The organism is Burkholderia sp. Se-20373 (genome assembly GCF_017104705.1).
Classification (GTDB): domain Bacteria; phylum Pseudomonadota; class Gammaproteobacteria; order Burkholderiales; family Burkholderiaceae; genus Burkholderia.
In genome coordinates this window covers 99,706-116,638 of record NZ_JAAGPH010000006.1, presented here as the reverse complement: position 1 = coordinate 116,638, position 16,933 = coordinate 99,706, and the positions used below count along the sequence as shown (strand labels likewise).

Genomic DNA, 16,933 nt, shown 5'->3' with positions numbered 1-16,933 from the left:
ATGTGACGGGCGGAGCGGCATCCGTGCATGCCGCTCCCTGCTTCAGAAGTAATGCAACGTGATGAATTCCGCCGCGCAGACGGGCAGCGGCACATCGGGACGCTCGACCTGCATCGTCACCGACCACGTCACCTGCACGCCGTCCCGCGCAGCCTCGGCGGTTTCCTTTACCGCAAACAGCGCGCGCACACGCGCACCGACCGGCACCGGCTTCAGGAACCGCACGCGGTTCAGTCCGTAGTTCACCCCCATCTTCTGCTCGAAACGCATCGCATCGGCCATCAACGCCGGAATCAGCGACAGCGTCAGGAACCCGTGCGCGATCGGGCCGCCGAACGGCGACTCGCGCCGCGCGCGTTCGGGATCGACGTGAATCCATTGATGATCGCCGGTCGCATCGGCAAAGCCATCGACACGACGCTGGTCGATCGCGATCCAGCCGCTCGCGAGCGGCTCCGCGCCGACTCGCGCCTGCAGCGCCTGCGCCGATGCGATCAGCGGCAAGGTCGCGTCGGTCATGCCTGCGTGCCTCCCGGATGGCGCAGCCCGAAGATCACCTTGGTATGCACGGTGATCACCGTCTCGCCGGCGCCGTTCACGCCGACCCATTCCGTCGACACGATGCCGCGATCGGGCTTGCTCTCCGACACGCGTTTGTCGTGGACCTTCTGATACATCGTGATCGTGTCGCCGGCGCGCACCGGCTTGAGCCAGCGGATCGAATCGATGCCCGGCGAGCCCATGCTCGTCGAGTCCGACCCGAGCTTGTTGATGAGCAGGCTCATGAACACCGAACACGTATGCCAGCCGCTCGCGACGAGCCCGCCGAAATGCGATGCCTTTCCGGCTTCTTCGTCAAGGTGGAACGGCTGCGGGTCATAGCGTTGTGCGAACGCCTTGATGTCGTCCGGTTCGAACGTGTAGCGGCCCACTTCGGTGGTACTGCCGACCACCAGGTCTTCGTAACTGATGCCCACTCGGTATCTCCTTGTCTGGTGCGCTCGCGCGTCGCCGTCATGCTGCGTCGGTCTGCGCGAAATCGGGTAGCGCCGCGATGCGGGCAAGATGATGATCGGTGTCGCCGAGCGTCGTCTCGATGATCGTCAGCCGCTTGAACAAGTGTGCGGCGGCGACCTCGTTGGTCACGCCCATGCCGCCGTGCAGCTGGACGGCCTGCTGGCCGACGAAGCGCGCGGCGGTGCCGACACGCGCTTTCGCGGCCGACACGGCCTTGCGCCGCGCATCGGCATCGCCGCTCGCGTAGCGTACGGCTGCCAGATAGGTCAGCGAGCGCGCCTGCTCGGCATGGATCAGCATGTCGACCATACGGTGCTGAAGCGCCTGGAAGCGCGCGATCGGTACGCCGAACTGTTCGCGCGTCTTCGTGTATTCGACCGTCGCGCGATTCAGTTCGTCGAGCACACCGACCGCTTCCGCGCACAGCAGGAACGTCGCGTAATCGGCAACCTGCTCGAGGGCCGCAGCGTCGCGCGCACCGCCTGTCAGCAGTCGCGCCGGCGTTTCATTGAACCCGATCGTCGCGGCGCGCTGGCCGTCGATCGTCCGGTAGTCGGCCACCTTCGCGTTCGCGGCCTCCCGTTCGACGACGAAGAGGCCGATGCCGCCACCGTCGACGCGTGCGGGCACGATCCACGCGTCCGCCTGTGCGCCATGCTGAACGACCGACTTCGTGCCGGTCAGCCGGTACGTGCCGCCCTGCTCGCGCGCACGCGTGCCGAGTTCGAACAGGTCGTAGCGCGCATGCGGTTCGTGGAATGCGACTGCCACACGCTTCTGCCCCTGCGCGACGGCTTCCAGCAGCGCCGCGTCCTCAGCCGCGCCGGAACCGGCAATGCGCAAGGCCTCGACGCCCACCGCCGTTGCCCAGTATGGCTCGATCACGAGCGCACGGCCGAGTTCCTGCATCACGACCAGCATGTCGACCGGGCCGCCGCCAAAGCCACCCTGCGCGTCCGGCACGGGCAGCGCGGTCAACCCCAGTTCGGCGAACGCGCTCCATTGCGTATCCGACACTCCCGCATCGCTGCGCACGATTGCCTGGCGCGCTTCGAAGCCGTATTGCTCGCCGAGATAACGGCGCAGCGCGTCGGCAAACTGCTGCTGCTCATCGGTAAAGCTGAAATCCATGGTTGTCTCCGTTCCCTGATCACAGCCCCAGAATCATCTGCGCGATGATGTTCTTCTGGATCTCGTTCGAGCCGCCGTAGATCGACGTCTTCCGATAATTGAAGTAGTACGCGGCAAGCGGTGCCGCATCGTCGTCGCCCGCGATGCTGTGCTCGCGCTGGCCGTCGAGGAACGGTACGTCGAACGGTGCGGCGAGCGGGCCGATCGCGTCGACCATCAGCTCGGTGAGCGCCTGCTGCACTTCCGTGCCCTTGATCTTCAGCATCGACGCCTCGGGGCCCGGCCCCTTGCCGCTCGTCTCGCGGCTGACGACGCGCAGCACCGTCACCTCCAGCGCCATCAGCTCGACCTCGAGCGCCGCGACCTTCGCGGCGAACACGGGATCGGCGAGCAACGGCTTGCCGTTCTTGCGCTGGTTCGACGCCACACGCTTCAGGAACGCGAGCTCGCGCTTCGACCCGCCGACGCGCGCGATGCCGGTGCGCTCATGGCCAAGCAGGTATTTCGCGTAGGTCCAGCCGCGATTCTCGTCGCCGACGAGATTCTCGACCGGCACCTTCACGTCCTCGAAGAACACCTCGTTGACCTCGTGGTCCTCGTCGAGCATGACGATCGGGCGCACCGTGATGCCGGGCGTCTTCATGTCGATCAGCAGGAACGAGATGCCCTCCTGTTTCTTCGCGGCCGGATCGGTGCGCACGAGGCAGAACATCATGTCGGCGTACTGGCCGAGCGTCGTCCAGGTCTTCTGGCCATTGACGACGTAGTGGTCTCCCTGGCGCTCCGCGCGCGTGCGCAACGACGCGAGGTCGGATCCCGAACCCGGCTCCGAATAGCCCTGGCACCACCAGTCGGTGCCATCGAGAATGCGCGGCAGATAATGACGTTTCTGCGCTTCGCTGCCGTATTTCATCAGCACCGGCGCGACCATCGATACGCCAAACGGCAGCACGGTCGGCGCACCGATCCGCGCGCACTCCTCGTCCCAGATGTGTCGTTGCGTCGCGTTCCAGCCCGGGCCGCCATATTCGACCGGCCACGCGGGCGCAGACCAGCCTCGCTTACCGAGAATCCGGTGCCAGCTCGCGAAATCCTCGCGATCGAGTCGCTTGTGATCGAGTACTTTGGCGCGCAGTGCGTGAGGCAGGTTGGCCTCAAGCCAGGCGCGAACGTCGACGCGGAACGCGTCGTCCGAGGGGGAATAATCCAGATCCATGCGCAGTGTCTCCTGTCCGCAGCCGACCGGCCCGACAAAGACTCTCTGCAAATGTTATTGCAGCGGTTCTTTCAGCGCGGCAGGAATCGGCAGCGGCATCACGTCGATGCCTTCTTCGGCCAAGGATTGCGCATCTTCGGGCGTCGTGACGCCACGAATGCTGCGTGCCGGCGCCTCGTTGTAATGGATGCGCCGCGCTTCCTCGGCGAAGCGCTCGCCCACATTCTCGGTTTTCTCCAGCACCTCGCGCAGCGCACGCATTACCTGCGCCTGCAGTGCACGCGAATCGACCGGCTGGGCCTGCGTCGCGCCCGACAGGTTCAGGCGCGGCGCCGACGGCAGACGGTTGACCTCGGTCGTTCCGCACACCGGACATTCGACCAGCTTGCGGGACAACTGCGCTTCGAATTCATCGGCGGAAGCGAACCAGCCTTCGAACCGATGACCGTGCGGGCACTGTAAATCGAGGACCTTCATGCTGAATCAGGGCGTGTGGCGAGTGTAGCGCAAAAAGCGGTTTTGTGAACGGTCGTGCTAAATATTGATCGCGCGCCGCGATGGCGCCGCGTCACCGGATTGTAACGCGGCGCCCCACCCATTGCTGACGCCGCGCTCAGGGCGTCAGGACCGGCCCGAGCGGCCACGTCCCGGACAGCACCTTGTCGAGCCACATCGTGCCGATGATCGTCTTCACGTCGGAGATCTGGCCCGTGCGCACCCATTCCTGCAGGTCGGCCTGCGTCGCAGTGAAGGTCTCGAGGAATTCGCCTTCATCGAGCTTGCGCTCGCCGGCCGTCAGCCCGCGCGCCAGGTACAGGTCGATGAATTCGGTCGAATAGGAAATGATCGGGTGAATCCGGGCCAGGAACACGTACTCGCGTGCCGTGTAGCCGGTTTCCTCGCGCAGTTCGCGTACCGCGCATGCGAGCGCGCCTTCGTTCGGATCGAGCTTGCCGGCCGGGAATTCAGCCATCACCTTGCCGATCGGGTAGCGATACTGGCTTTCCATCAGCACACGGCCGTCGTCGAACAGCGGGATCACCATCACCGCGCCCGGATGCTGGACGTATTCGCGCGTGGCTTTCTTGCCATCCGGCAGACGGACGGTATCGCGCTTGAGCTTGAGGAACGCGCCTTCGAAGATCGCCTCGCTTTCGAGGCAGGTTTCGGTCAGTGCGGCGTCGTGATTGGGTAGTTCGGCCATCGGCGGCTCCAAAATTGAGCGCGACGGCCGGAGCCGTCAGCGTCGTTTGACGAGATACTGGAACGTGAAGCCGGGAAACGCGAACACGACGAAAAGACTGAACGTGATCGCGTAGAACTGCCAGCCCTGTTCGAAGCGGTTGCCGGCGCGCGACTCGAGCCAGAAGCCGAGCGCGCCGACGATGAAGTACAGCACGATCAGCTCGCCGATCCGCACCCACCCGCTCTTCTTCGCCGTGCCGAACGGCACGACGGCGAAGAGGCGTTGGTTCAGGAACGGCAGGTTGGCGCAGACGAGCGCCAACAGCACGATAAACCAGCCGGCTGCCGACATTACAGCGGCAGCGTGTGACGAATTGCCTGCAGGCAGGCCGTCAGCAGCGGGCTCGGGATCAGGCCGAGCGCGACGACCGCGAGGCCGTTCAGCACGAGGATCGTGCGCTTGCAGAAATCACCCGAAATCGGCGTCGTATCCTGCGGTGCATCGAAGTACATCAGCTTCACGATGCGCAGGTAGTAGAACGCGCCGAACAGCGACGTGATCACGGCCAGCACGGCCAGCCACGTGAGGCCCGCGTTGACGGTCGCCTCGAGCACGGCGAGCTTCGCGTAGAAGCCGACGGTCGGCGGAATACCGGCCAGCGAGAACATCATGACCATCATCACGAACGCGAACACCGGGCTGCGCTTGTTGAGGCCCTTGAAGTCGTCGATCGTTTCGGCTTCGAAATCGCGGCGTGCGAGCAGCATCACCACGCCGAACGAGCCGAGCGTCGTGATCAGGTAGACGATCGCGTAGAACATCGCCGAGCTGTATGCGTTCGCCGGCGCCGTTGCGTCGCCCTTCACGATACCCGCGAGCAGGCCGAGCAGCACGAAGCCCATGTTCGAGATCGCCGAGTACGCAAGCATCCGCTTGATGTTGCGCTGGACGATACCCGTGATGTTGCCGACGATCAGCGACAGTGCGGCCAGGATCACGAGCGCGGTCTGCCAGTTCTGTGCGAGCGGCAGCAGGCCCATCACCAGGAAGCGCAGGCCCCACGCGAACGCGGCAACCTTCGGGCCGCCGCCGACGAACAGCGTCATCGCGGTCGGCGCGCCCTGGTAGACGTCCGGCACCCACATGTGGAACGGCACGGCGCCGAGCTTGAACGCGATACCGGCGACGATGAAGACCACGCCGAACATCAGCACGGCTGCATCGGTGTTGCCGCCGACCGCCTTGTACACCTCGCCCAGTTCGAGCGAGCCGGTCGCACCGTACAGCATCGAGATGCCGTACAGCACGAAGCCCGATGCGAGCGCGCCCAGCACGTAGTACTTCATCGCGGCTTCGCTCGACTGCGCGGCATCGCGGCGCAGCGCGATGACGGCGTACAGCGACAGCGACATCAGTTCGAGACCGAGGTACAGCGTCAGGAAGTTGTTGCCCGACACCATGACCAGCTGACCGAGCAGCGAGAACATGCCGAGCAGGAACACGTCACCGCGGAACATGTCGCGATCTTCGAGGTACTTGCGCGAATAGACGAGCGAGACCGCGAAACCGAACGACACGACAGCCTTCATCATGCTCGCGAACGAGTCGACGACGACCATCTTCGAGAAGAAGTAGTACTGCTGCGGGTCGAGTGCCTGCACCGCGAACCACACGCCGGCGACGACCGACGAGACAACCGCGATCAGATAAGTCAGGCGGCGGCCGGAGGCACCGGTAAAGGTGTCGTTCAGCCAGGCGACGACGATGGCGGCCAGCACCAGCGCGTCAGGCAACAGAACATTCATAGGGGCGTTTTGCATGATCTTGAGTTCCTCCGCTCGCGATTACTGGGCCAGCGGCAGCTTCGACTGCGCGACGTGGGAGAGGAGGTTTTCCACGGAAACGTGCATCACGTCGGTGAAAGGCTTCGGATACAGGCCCATCAGCAGCGTGAACGCGGCGAGCACGGCCAGCATCAGGAATTCGCGACGGCCGATGTCTTTCAGCTTGGCAACGTGATCGTTCGCCACCGCGCCGAAGTACACGCGCTTGTACATCCACAGCGTGTAGGCAGCGCCGAGGATCAGCGTGAATGCCGCGCCGAATGCGATCCAGAAGTTGTACTGGACGGCCGCGAGAATCACCATGAACTCACCGACGAAACCCGACGTGCCCGGCAGGCCGCAGTTGGCCATCGAGAACAGCATCGCGAAGGCCGCGAACTTCGGCATCACGTTGACGACGCCACCGTAGTCGGCGATCTGGCGCGAGTGCACGCGGTCGTACAGCACGCCGATACAGAGGAACATCGCGCCCGACACGAAGCCGTGCGAGATCATCTGGATGATCGCGCCTTCGACGCCGAGCTGGTTGAAGATGAAGAAGCCGAGCGTGACGAAGCCCATGTGTGCGATCGACGAATACGCGACCAGCTTCTTCATGTCGGCCTGCACCATCGCGACGAGGCCGATGTAAATCACCGCGATCAGCGACAGCGTGATCACGACGGGCGCCAGGAAGTGGCTCGCGTCAGGCGTGATCGGCAGCGAGAAACGCAGGAAACCGTATGCGCCGAGCTTCAGCATGATCGCAGCCAGCACGACCGAGCCGCCCGTCGGCGCTTCCACGTGCGCGTCCGGCAGCCAGGTGTGGACCGGCCACATCGGCACCTTCACCGCGAACGCGAGGAAGAACGCAATGAACAACAGTATCTGCGGCGTCATCGCGATCTTGGCGTTCTGCCACGTCGCGAGGTCGAACGAATGCGTTTCCGTGTACAGGTAGATCAGCGCGACCAGCATCAGCAGCGAGCCGGCGAGCGTGTACAGGAAGAACTTGAATGCCGCATACACGCGGTTCGGGCCGCCCCACACGCCGATGATGATGTACATCGGGATCAGGGTCGCTTCGAAGAACACGTAGAACAGCAGGCCATCGGCCGCCGAGAATACGCCGATCATGATCCCGGACAGGATCAGGAACGCCGCGAGGTACTGCGCGACGTTCTCGGTGATCACTTCCCATGCGGCGATCACGACGATCACCGTGATCAGCGCGGTCAGCACGACGAACCACATCGAGATGCCGTCGACGCCGAGGTGATACGCGATGTCGAAGCGTTCGATCCAGGTCGACTTCTCGACGAACTGCAGCGCAGCCGTGCTCGAGTCGAAGCCCGTGATCAGCGGGATCGTGACCGCAAGGCCGAGCAGCGAACCGATCAGCGCGATCCAGCGGGCCGTCCCCGGATTTTTGTCGTTACCCACCGCAAGCACGAGGAGGCCGAAAACGATCGGCAGCCAGATCGCGGTACTGAGAATCGGAAAAGCGTGCATTAAGTTGTCCCCCGCCTTATTTGCCGCCGAGCGTTACAAACAGGGTCAGGAGCCCCAGCATGCCGATGATCATGGCGAACGCGTAGTGATAGATGTAACCGGATTGGAGGAAGCGGATCACGCCGGCGAACCAGCCGATGAACCGGGCGCTGCCGTTGACGAGGCCGTCGATCACCACGACGTCACCTTCCTTCCACAGGCCGCGGCCGATCGCCACCGAACCACGGGCGAACACCACTTCGTTGATCTTGTCCATGTAGTACTTGTTGTCCAGCAGCGTGTAGATCGGGCCGAACGCGCGGCGGATCGACGCCGGCAGTTCCGGACGCTTCAGGTACAGGAACCACGCGACAACGACACCGGCGAGCGCGAGCCAGACCGGCAGGCCCGACACCGAGTGCAGGCCCATGCCCACCCAGCCGTGGAACTCCTCGGCCATCTCGGCCAGGGCCGGATGGTTTTCGCCGATGAAGATCACCTTGTCGAATGCAACGCCGTGCTGGAAGAAGTCGCCGAACAGCATCGGGCTGATCGCGAACGCGCCGATGATGACCGACGGGATCGCCAGCAGGACCAGCGGCACCCACACGACCCACGGGGTCTCGTGCGGTTCGTGCGCGTGGTCGTCATGACCGTGGCCATGGCCGTGGTCGTCGTGGCCGTGCGCAGCCGCCATGCCCATCGGCGATTCCGGATGCTTCGGCTTGCGGAAGCGCTCTTCGCCGTGGAACACCAGGAAGTACATGCGGAACGAGTACAGCGCCGTGACGAACACGCTCGCGACGACCGCGAAGTACGCGAAGCCCGCACCCGGCAGGTGCGACAGCTTCACCGCGTCGATGATCGAGTCCTTCGAGTAGAAGCCCGAGAAGAACGGCGTGCCGATCAGCGCGAGCGAACCGACGAGCGACGTGATCCACGTGATCGGCATGTACTTGCGCAGGCCACCCATGTTGCGCATGTCCTGGTCGTGGTGCATGCCCATGATGACCGAGCCTGCGCCGAGGAACAGCAGCGCCTTGAAGAACGCGTGCGTCATCAGGTGGAACACGGCGACCGGGTAAGCGGACACGCCGAGCGCGACGGTCATGTAGCCGAGCTGCGAGAGCGTCGAGTACGCGACCACGCGCTTGATGTCGTTCTGGACGATGCCGAGGAAGCCCATGAAGAGCGCCGTGATCGCGCCGATCACCGTGATGAACGACAGCGCGGTATCCGACAGCTCGAACAGCGGCGACATGCGCGACACCATGAAGATGCCCGCGGTCACCATCGTCGCCGCGTGAATCAGCGCGGAGATCGGGGTCGGGCCTTCCATCGAGTCCGGCAGCCACACGTGCAGCGGGAACTGTGCCGACTTGCCCATCGCGCCGATGAACAGGCAGATACAGGCGACGGTCAGCAGGCCCCAGTCGGTGCCCGGGAAGTGCAGGCTCGCGAGTTCCGCGCGCTTCGCGAACACTTCGCCGTAGTTCATCGAGCCGGCGAATGCGAGCAGCAGGCCGATGCCGAGCAGGAAGCCGAAGTCGCCCACGCGGTTCACGAGGAACGCCTTCATGTTCGCGTAGATCGCGCTCTCACGCGTGAAGTAGAAGCCGATCAGCAGGTACGACACCAGACCCACCGCTTCCCAGCCGAAGAACAGCTGCAGGAAGTTGTTGCTCATCACGAGCATCAGCATCGAGAACGTGAACAGCGAGATGTACGAGAAGAAGCGCTGGTAGCCGTCTTCCTCCGCCATGTAGCCGATCGTGTACACGTGCACCATCAGCGAGACGAAGGTCACGACGACCATCATCATCGCGGTCAGCGAATCGACGAGGAAGCCGACTTCGAGCTTCAGCGAGCCGACGTTCATCCATTCGTAGACGGTCGCGTTGAAGCTTGCGCCGCCCATCACGTCGAAGAAGACTTTCGCCGACAGGAGGAACGCGATCATTACGCCGAGGATCGTGATCCGGTGTGCGCCCTTGCGCCCGACTGCGTTCCCGAACAGCCCCGCAATCAGCGAGCCGGCCAGCGGAGCGAGCGGAATCGCCAGCAGCAGGTTTTCATTGAGTGTCGTTGACATAACAGCGTTGCCTGAAATTAACCTTTGAGCTGATCGAGATCCTCGACATTGATCGTGTCGAGCTTACGGAACAGGGTCACCAGAATCGCGAGACCGATCGCGGCTTCCGCTGCGGCGACGGTCAGCACGAAGAACACGAAGATCTGGCCGTGCACGTCGCCGAGGTAATGCGAAAACGCGACGAAGTTGGTATTCACCGCCAGCAGCATCAGTTCGATCGACATCAGGATGATGATGACGTTGCGGCGGTTCAGGAAGATCCCGACGATCGCGATCGCAAAGAGGATCGCGCCGAGCACGAGGTAATGAGCAAGAGTCAGCATGTTTTCTTTTCCTCCGCTTAGCCGTTGGTGCCCGAACCGGCTTCGCTCTGCGCCGTTTCCGGCTGCGGCTTTTCCGCGTCCATCTTCACGAGGCGCACGCGATCGTTGCGGCGCACCTTGACCTGATCCGACACGCGCTGGCGCTTGCTGTCCTTGCCCTTGCGCTCGGTCAGCCCGATCGCGGCAATGATCGCGACCAGCAGCACGAGGCCGGCGATTTCAAACGCGAAGATGTAGTCGGTGTAGATCACCTTGCCGATCAGGCGCGTGTTCGACCAGTTGGCCATCTCGCCCGTCGCCATCGCGTGCACCGTCTGCGTGTCGCCGTAGCCGCGCCACAGGATCAGCGCGGTTTCGATCACGATGATCGCGCCGACCACGGTCGCCATCGGGACGAAGCGCTTGAAGTCACGGCGCAGGTAGTCGATGTTGATGTCCAGCATCATCACGACGAACAGGAACAGCACCATCACAGCGCCCACGTAGACCAGCACCAGCAGGATCGCGAGGAACTCCGCTTCCAGCAGCATCCAGATCGCGGCGGCGTTGAAGAACGCCAGCACAAGGAAAAGCGCAGACGCCACCGGGTTGCGCGAAGTGATCACCTTCAGCCCTGATACCACCAGGAGCAGCGCGAAGATGTAGAACAGTACGGTCGTGAATTCCATGATTACCGGTTCATCGTTAGGCCATAGTCAGGCGCGGCTTGCGGGACGCTCTCGCGTGCCGCACCCGTCGCGGCGGCTCGGCCCTGGCTTCGGGCCGGCACTGCAAACACAATCAACGATACGGCGCGTCGGCAGCCTTCGCCGCGGCGATGTCCTTCTCGTAGCGATCGCCCACCGCGAGCAGCATTTCCTTCGTGAAATACAGGTCGCCGCGCTTTTCGCCGTGGTACTCGAGAATCTGCGTCTCGACGATCGAATCGACCGGGCAGCTCTCTTCGCAGAAACCGCAGAAGATGCACTTCGTCAGGTCGATGTCGTAGCGCGTCGTGCGGCGCGTGTTGTCCGCGCGCGTTTCCGATTCGATCGTGATCGCCATCGCGGGGCACACGGCCTCGCACAGCTTGCACGCGATGCAGCGCTCTTCGCCGTTTTCGTACCGGCGCAGCGCATGCAGCCCGCGGAAACGCGGCGAGATCGGCGTCTTTTCTTCCGGGAACTGCACGGTGACCTTGCGCTTGAACGTGTAACGGCCCGTCAGCGCGAGCCCCTGCAGCAGCTCGGTCAGGAAGAAGGTCTTAAAGAAGTGTTGGATTGCGCTCATGATTTCGTCCGATTACTTCACCCAGATGTTGAGCGGCGACATCATCCAGAAGCCGACCACGACCACCCAGACCACCGTGACGGGCAGGAACACCTTCCAGCCCAAGCGCATGATCTGGTCGTAACGGAAACGCGGGAACGTCGCGCGAACCCAGATGAACACCGACAGCAGCGCGAATATCTTCAGCACCAGCCAGAAGATGCCCGGAATGAACGACAGGAATTCGAACGGTGCATCCCAGCCGCCGAGGAACAGCGTCGCGGTCAACGCCGAGATCACGATCATGTTGATGTACTCGGCGAGGAAGAACAGCGCGAACGCCATGCCCGAGTAATCGATCATGTGACCGGCAACGATTTCCGACTCCCCTTCCACCACGTCGAACGGGTGGCGGTTCGTTTCGGCGATGCCCGAGATGAAGTACACGACGAACGCCGGCAGCAGCGGCAGCCAGTTCCACGACAGGAAGTTCACGCCGTGGCCCGCGAAGAAGCCGTGCTGCTGCGAACCGACGATTTCCGACAGGTTCAGGCTGCCGGCCGTCATCAGCACCAGCACCAGCGCGAAGCCCATCGAGATTTCGTACGACACCATCTGTGCCGCGGCGCGCATCGCGCCGAGGAACGCGTACTTCGAGTTCGATGCCCAGCCCGCGAGAATCACCGCGTACACGCCGATCGACGAGATCGCCATCGCGTACAGCAGGCCCGCGTTCACGTTCGCGAGGACCGCTTCGGCCTGGAACGGGATCACGGCCCAAACGGCGAACGCCGGCACGACGGTCATCACCGGTGCGATCAGGTACAGCCAGCGGCTGGCGGCGCTCGGCTGAATGACTTCCTTCAGCAGCAGCTTCAACACGTCGGCGATCGGCTGCAGCAAACCGCCGGGGCCGACGCGGTTCGGGCCGAGACGCACGTGCATCCAGCCGATCAGCTTGCGTTCCCACAGAATCAGGTACGCGACGCACAGCAGGATGACGACGGAGACGACGAGGATGCGCACGATTGCCCATACCGTCGGCCATGCGAAACCGAGAAGCTGGGACCCGCCCGCGTTGATCGTATCGAACAAGCTCATTTACGCCTTCTCCACCACCAGTTCACCGGACAGGCTGCCGAGCGCTGCGCCGGCAGGCGTCGCCGCCGACACGCGAACGACGGTCTCCGCAAGATTCGCGTCGCGCACGGCCGGCAACTGCACCGCACGCTCGCCCTGGCGCACGCGCACCGCGTCGCCTTCCTTCAAGCCCAGCTTGTCGAACAGCGCGGCCGGCAGCGCCGCGGCATTCGCCGCCTTCGCGGCCGTCGTCAGGTGCAGCGCACCTGCGCGCCGCACGAGTGCGTCGGCGTGATAGATCGGCACATCGGCCAGGCGCTCGAAACCGCCGTTCGCGGCATTTGCCGCGACGCGCACCGGCGCGACCGACGTCTGGTTCGACAGGCGGCTCGCGACGCCGGCATCGCCGAGCGCGGCGAGACGCACTTCTTCCGCGGTCTCGTATTCGAAGTTCGGCAGGCCGAGCAGGCTACCGAGCACGCGCAGCACCTTCCAGCCCGGACGCGTGTCGCCGAGCGGGCGCACGACGCCATTGAAGCTCTGCACGGTGCCTTCCGCATTCACGTACGTACCGGCCGTTTCCGTGAACGGCGCAACCGGCAGCAGCACGTCGGCGTAGTCGAGGCCATGCTTGAACGGCGACATCACGACGACCATCTCGGCCTGGTTCAGCGCGGCAAGCGCCTGCGCCGGATCGGCGGTGTCGAATTCCGGTTCGACGTTCAGCAGCACGTAGCCCTTGCGCGGCTGCGCGAACGCTTCGCGCGCGTTCAGGCCGCCTTCGCCCGGCAGTGCGCCGACGACGTGCGCGCCGACCGTGTTTGCCGCTTCCGTCAGGAAGCCGAACGTGGCGCCGGTGTTGTCGGCGATCCACTTGGCAACGGCGTGCAGCTTCGCGAATTCCGGATGGCGGACCGCGACGTTGCCGAGCAGCACCGCGCGGCGTTCGCCGTTCGCGAGCGACTGGGCGACAGCCTGCGCGGCCGGCGATGCCGTGACGCCCGCGAGCGTGTCGGGCAGTGCGACGCCGCGCAGTTGCGCGACGGCCGCTGCGATGCCGGCCAGCTGGTCGAGCCATGCCGACGGTGCAGCAACGATGCGCTGCGCGGTCGGGATCAGGGCGTCGTCACTGGTCGCGTGCAGGAAGTGCAGCTTCGCGCCGTTCTTCGCGGCCTGACGCAGGCGGGCGGCGAACAGCGGGTGGTCGCGACGCAGGAACGAACCGACGACGAACGCGGCATCCACGTTCGACAGGTCGGCGATCGGCATGCCGAGCCACGGTGCGCCCTGGACCGGCGCCGAGAAATCCTGCTGACGCAGACGGAAGTCGACGTTCGGCGTCTTCAGTTCGTTGGCGAGCTGCTTCACGAGGAACAGCTCTTCGGCCGTGCTGTGCGCGCTCGCGAGCATCGCCAGCGCGTTCGCGCCGTGATCCGCGGCGATCCCCTTCAGGCCCTTCGCGACGTATTCGAGTGCGGTCTGCCAGTCGGTCTCGATCCACTGGCCGCCCTGCTTCAGCATCGGCTTCGTCAGGCGCTCTTCGCTGTTGAGGCCTTCATACGAGAAGCGATCCTTGTCCGAGATCCAGCATTCGTTGATGGCTTCGTTCTCGAACGGCAGCACGCGCATCACGCGATTGTTCTTCACTTGAACGACGAGGTTCGCACCGACGGAATCGTGCGGGCTCACCGACTTGCGGCGCGACAGTTCCCACGTACGGGCGCTGTAGCGGAACGGTTTGCTGGTCAGCGCGCCGACCGGGCACAGGTCGATCATGTTGCCCGACATTTCGGAATCGACCGTCTTGCCGACGAACGTCGTGATTTCCGAGTGCTCGCCGCGGCCCAGCATGCCGAACTCCATCACGCCGGCGATTTCCTGGCCGAAGCGGACGCAGCGCGTGCAGTGGATGCAGCGCGACATTTCTTCCATCGAGATCAGCGGGCCCACGTTCTTGTGGAACACCACGCGCTTCTCTTCCGCGTAACGCGACGACGACTTGCCGTAACCGACCGCCAGATCCTGCAGCTGGCATTCGCCGCCCTGATCGCAGATCGGGCAATCGAGCGGGTGGTTGATGAGGAGGAATTCCATCACCGACTGCTGCGCCTTCACGGCCTTGTCGGATTGCGTATGGACGATCATGCCGGCCGACACGGGGGTCGCGCAGGCAGGCACGGCCTTCGGCATCTTCTCGACTTCGACGAGACACATCCGGCAGTTGGCCGCAACCGACAGTTTCTTGTGATAGCAGAAGTGAGGAATGTACGTATCCGCCTTGTGCGCAGCCTGGATCACCATGCTGCCTTCGGGCACCTCGACCTTCTTGCCGTCTATTTCAAGTTCAACCATGATGGTGAATGGTCCTTAACCTATTTCCGCCCGTTCGCGCCTTCGCCCGACCGTGCGCTCAAATTCCGCAACCGGGTTCGCTTCAGGCTGCCGCCGCGTGCGCGTGGCCGCCGACCATGCAGTGCTTGTGCTCGACGTGGTACGCGAATTCGTCCCAGTAGTGCTTGAGCATCCCGCGTACCGGCATCGCCGCCGCATCGCCGAGTGCACAGATCGTGCGACCCATGATGTTCTCGGCAACCGAGTTCAGCAGGTCCAGATCTTCCTGGCGGCCTTCGCCGTGCTCGATACGGTTCACGACGCGATACAGCCAGCCGGTGCCTTCACGGCACGGCGTGCACTGGCCGCACGATTCCTCGTAGTAGAAGTACGACAGGCGCAGCAGCGAGCGCACCATGCAACGCGTCTCGTCCATCACGATCACCGCGCCGGAACCGAGCATCGAGCCCGCCTTCGCGATCGAATCGTAGTCGAGATCCGTCTGCATCATGATGTCGCCCGGGATCACCGGCGCCGACGAACCGCCCGGAATCACGGCCTTGATCTTCTTGCCGCCGCGCATCCCGCCGGCAAGCTCCATCAGCGTCGCGAACGGCGTGCCGAGCGGCACTTCATAGTTGCCCGGACGCTCGACGTCGCCCGACACCGAGAAAATCTTCGTGCCGCCGTTGTTCGGCTTGCCGATCTCGAGGTAATTCTGCGGCCCGATGGACAGCAGGAACGGCACCGCGGCGAACGTCTCGGTGTTGTTGATCGTGGTGGGCTTGCCGTACACGCCGAAGCTCGCCGGGAACGGCGGCTTGAAGCGCGGCTGGCCCTTCTTGCCTTCGAGCGACTCGAGCAGTGCCGTTTCTTCGCCGCAGATGTACGCGCCGTAACCGTGATGCGCGTGCAGCTGGAACGAGAATTCCGAGCCCATGATGTTGTCGCCGAGGAACCCCGCGGCGCGCGCTTCATCGAGCGCGGCTTCGAAGCGTCGATACACTTCGAAGATTTCGCCGTGGATGTAGTTGTAGCCGACGGTGATGCCCATCGCGTACGCGCCGATGGCCATGCCTTCGATCAGCGCGTGCGGGTTCCAGCGCAGGATGTCGCGATCCTTGAACGTGCCCGGCTCGCCTTCGTCCGAATTGCAGACGAGGTACTTCTGCCCCGGGAACTGGCGCGGCATGAAACTCCACTTCAGGCCGGTCGGGAAGCCCGCACCGCCACGGCCACGCAGGCCCGACGCCTTGACGTCGGCGATCACCTGCTCGGGCGGAATCTTTTCTTCGAGAATGCGGCGCAGCTGCTTGTAGCCGCCGCGCGCGACGTAATCTTCGAGATGCCAGTTCTCGCCGTTCAGACCAGCGAGGATCAGCGGTTTGATGTGACGGTCGTGGAGGGACGTCATTTCGAGAGCTCCTCAAGCAGCTGGTCGATCTTCTCGCGGCTCATGAAGCTGCACATTCTGTGATTGTTCACCAGCAGCACCGGCGCATCGCCGCACGAGCCCATGCATTCGCCTTCCTTCAGCGTGAACTTGCCGTCAGGCGTGGTCTCGCCGAAGCCGATGCCCAGCTTCTGTTTCAGGTAGTCGGCGGTCGCTTCCGCGCCACCGTCCGGGCCGAGCTGGCACGGCAGGTTCGTGCAGAGCGTGATCTTGTGCTTGCCGACCGGGTTGAGCTCGTACATCGTGTAGAACGTCGCGACTTCCTGCACGGCAACGGCCGGCATGCCGAGATAGTCCGCGACGAACTGCATCAGTTCGGGCGACAGCCAGCCGTGCTCTTCCTGAGCAACGGCCAATGCCGACATCACGGCGGACTGTTTCTGATCGGCGGGATACTTCGTCAACGCTCGATCGATTTCCTTCAGGCCTTCAGCTGAGATCATTTTCAGACACGACTCTTTCAATTCCTACCGAACGAACAACCTGCCGCACACTGGGGTGCATGGACGGCAGACCTGGCGCTCACTCTGTTGACAGCTTGC

At 63.8% G+C, this 16,933-nt stretch carries 17 protein-coding genes; all 17 read right to left on the bottom strand.

Going from position 1 to position 16,933, the window contains the following annotated elements; all coding sequences use genetic code 11:
• Nucleotides 1–42 precede the first annotated feature (42 nt).
• Nucleotides 43–519, bottom strand: a complete 477-nt coding sequence (locus G3N96_RS03710; RefSeq protein WP_206136254.1) for a MaoC family dehydratase — start codon at nucleotides 517–519, stop codon at nucleotides 43–45.
• Nucleotides 516–977 carry a MaoC family dehydratase gene (locus tag G3N96_RS03705; RefSeq protein ID WP_206136253.1) on the bottom strand — a complete coding sequence of 154 codons (462 nt, stop codon included), beginning with the start codon at nucleotides 975–977 and terminating at the stop codon, nucleotides 516–518. Before G3N96_RS03705 ends, G3N96_RS03710 begins: the two co-directional genes overlap by 4 nt.
• Nucleotides 978–1,014: 37 nt before the next feature.
• Entirely contained in the window at nucleotides 1,015–2,148 is a 1,134-nt protein-coding gene (locus tag G3N96_RS03700) for an acyl-CoA dehydrogenase (RefSeq protein ID WP_206136252.1), read from the bottom strand.
• A 19-nt stretch (nucleotides 2,149–2,167) separates the two neighbouring features.
• Entirely contained in the window at nucleotides 2,168–3,364 is a 1,197-nt protein-coding gene (locus G3N96_RS03695; protein ID WP_206136251.1) for an acyl-CoA dehydrogenase family protein, read from the bottom strand.
• A 54-nt stretch (nucleotides 3,365–3,418) separates the two neighbouring features.
• On the bottom strand, nucleotides 3,419–3,841 hold the full coding sequence (locus G3N96_RS03690; RefSeq protein ID WP_046544753.1) for a DUF1178 family protein: 423 nt from the start codon (nucleotides 3,839–3,841) through the stop codon (nucleotides 3,419–3,421).
• 136 nt (nucleotides 3,842–3,977) lie between these two features.
• The gene (locus G3N96_RS03685) at nucleotides 3,978–4,568 is read right to left on the bottom strand and encodes an NUDIX hydrolase (RefSeq protein ID WP_124582752.1); all 591 of its coding nucleotides are present in this window, start codon (nucleotides 4,566–4,568) and stop codon (nucleotides 3,978–3,980) included.
• Nucleotides 4,569–4,604: 36 nt separating this feature from the next.
• Entirely contained in the window at nucleotides 4,605–4,901 is a 297-nt protein-coding gene (locus tag G3N96_RS03680; protein WP_046544751.1) for a DUF2818 family protein, read from the bottom strand.
• On the bottom strand, nucleotides 4,901–6,355 hold the full coding sequence (gene nuoN / locus G3N96_RS03675) for an NADH-quinone oxidoreductase subunit NuoN (protein WP_039370611.1): 1,455 nt from the start codon (nucleotides 6,353–6,355) through the stop codon (nucleotides 4,901–4,903). The genes G3N96_RS03680 and nuoN overlap by 1 nt, the downstream gene beginning before the upstream one ends.
• A gap of 39 nt (nucleotides 6,356–6,394) precedes the next feature.
• Nucleotides 6,395–7,885, bottom strand: a complete 1,491-nt coding sequence (locus tag G3N96_RS03670) for an NADH-quinone oxidoreductase subunit M (protein WP_021162817.1) — start codon at nucleotides 7,883–7,885, stop codon at nucleotides 6,395–6,397.
• Between the two features lie 16 nt (nucleotides 7,886–7,901).
• Nucleotides 7,902–9,956 carry an NADH-quinone oxidoreductase subunit L gene (gene nuoL, locus G3N96_RS03665; protein WP_206136250.1) on the bottom strand — a complete coding sequence of 685 codons (2,055 nt, stop codon included), beginning with the start codon at nucleotides 9,954–9,956 and terminating at the stop codon, nucleotides 7,902–7,904.
• Between the two features lie 17 nt (nucleotides 9,957–9,973).
• Complete coding sequence (gene nuoK / locus G3N96_RS03660) at nucleotides 9,974–10,279, bottom strand: NADH-quinone oxidoreductase subunit NuoK (RefSeq protein WP_006478272.1); 306 nt, start codon at nucleotides 10,277–10,279, stop codon at nucleotides 9,974–9,976.
• Between the two features lie 17 nt (nucleotides 10,280–10,296).
• Nucleotides 10,297–10,947, bottom strand: coding sequence for an NADH-quinone oxidoreductase subunit J (locus G3N96_RS03655; protein ID WP_089425978.1), 651 nt, complete (start codon nucleotides 10,945–10,947; stop codon nucleotides 10,297–10,299).
• A 112-nt stretch (nucleotides 10,948–11,059) separates the two neighbouring features.
• The gene (nuoI, locus tag G3N96_RS03650; protein ID WP_011352695.1) at nucleotides 11,060–11,548 is read right to left on the bottom strand and encodes an NADH-quinone oxidoreductase subunit NuoI; all 489 of its coding nucleotides are present in this window, start codon (nucleotides 11,546–11,548) and stop codon (nucleotides 11,060–11,062) included.
• A 12-nt stretch (nucleotides 11,549–11,560) separates the two neighbouring features.
• Nucleotides 11,561–12,628, bottom strand: a complete 1,068-nt coding sequence (nuoH, locus tag G3N96_RS03645; protein WP_011352696.1) for an NADH-quinone oxidoreductase subunit NuoH — start codon at nucleotides 12,626–12,628, stop codon at nucleotides 11,561–11,563.
• Nucleotides 12,629–14,959, bottom strand: coding sequence for an NADH-quinone oxidoreductase subunit NuoG (nuoG, locus tag G3N96_RS03640; protein ID WP_206136249.1), 2,331 nt, complete (start codon nucleotides 14,957–14,959; stop codon nucleotides 12,629–12,631).
• Nucleotides 14,960–15,041: 82 nt separating this feature from the next.
• Complete coding sequence (gene nuoF / locus G3N96_RS03635) at nucleotides 15,042–16,352, bottom strand: NADH-quinone oxidoreductase subunit NuoF (RefSeq protein WP_006478267.1); 1,311 nt, start codon at nucleotides 16,350–16,352, stop codon at nucleotides 15,042–15,044.
• A complete protein-coding gene (gene nuoE / locus G3N96_RS03630) occupies nucleotides 16,349–16,834 on the bottom strand; it encodes an NADH-quinone oxidoreductase subunit NuoE (RefSeq protein ID WP_006750460.1) in 486 nt (161 codons plus the stop codon). The genes nuoF and nuoE overlap by 4 nt, the downstream gene beginning before the upstream one ends.
• Nucleotides 16,835–16,933: the final 99 nt, after the last annotated feature.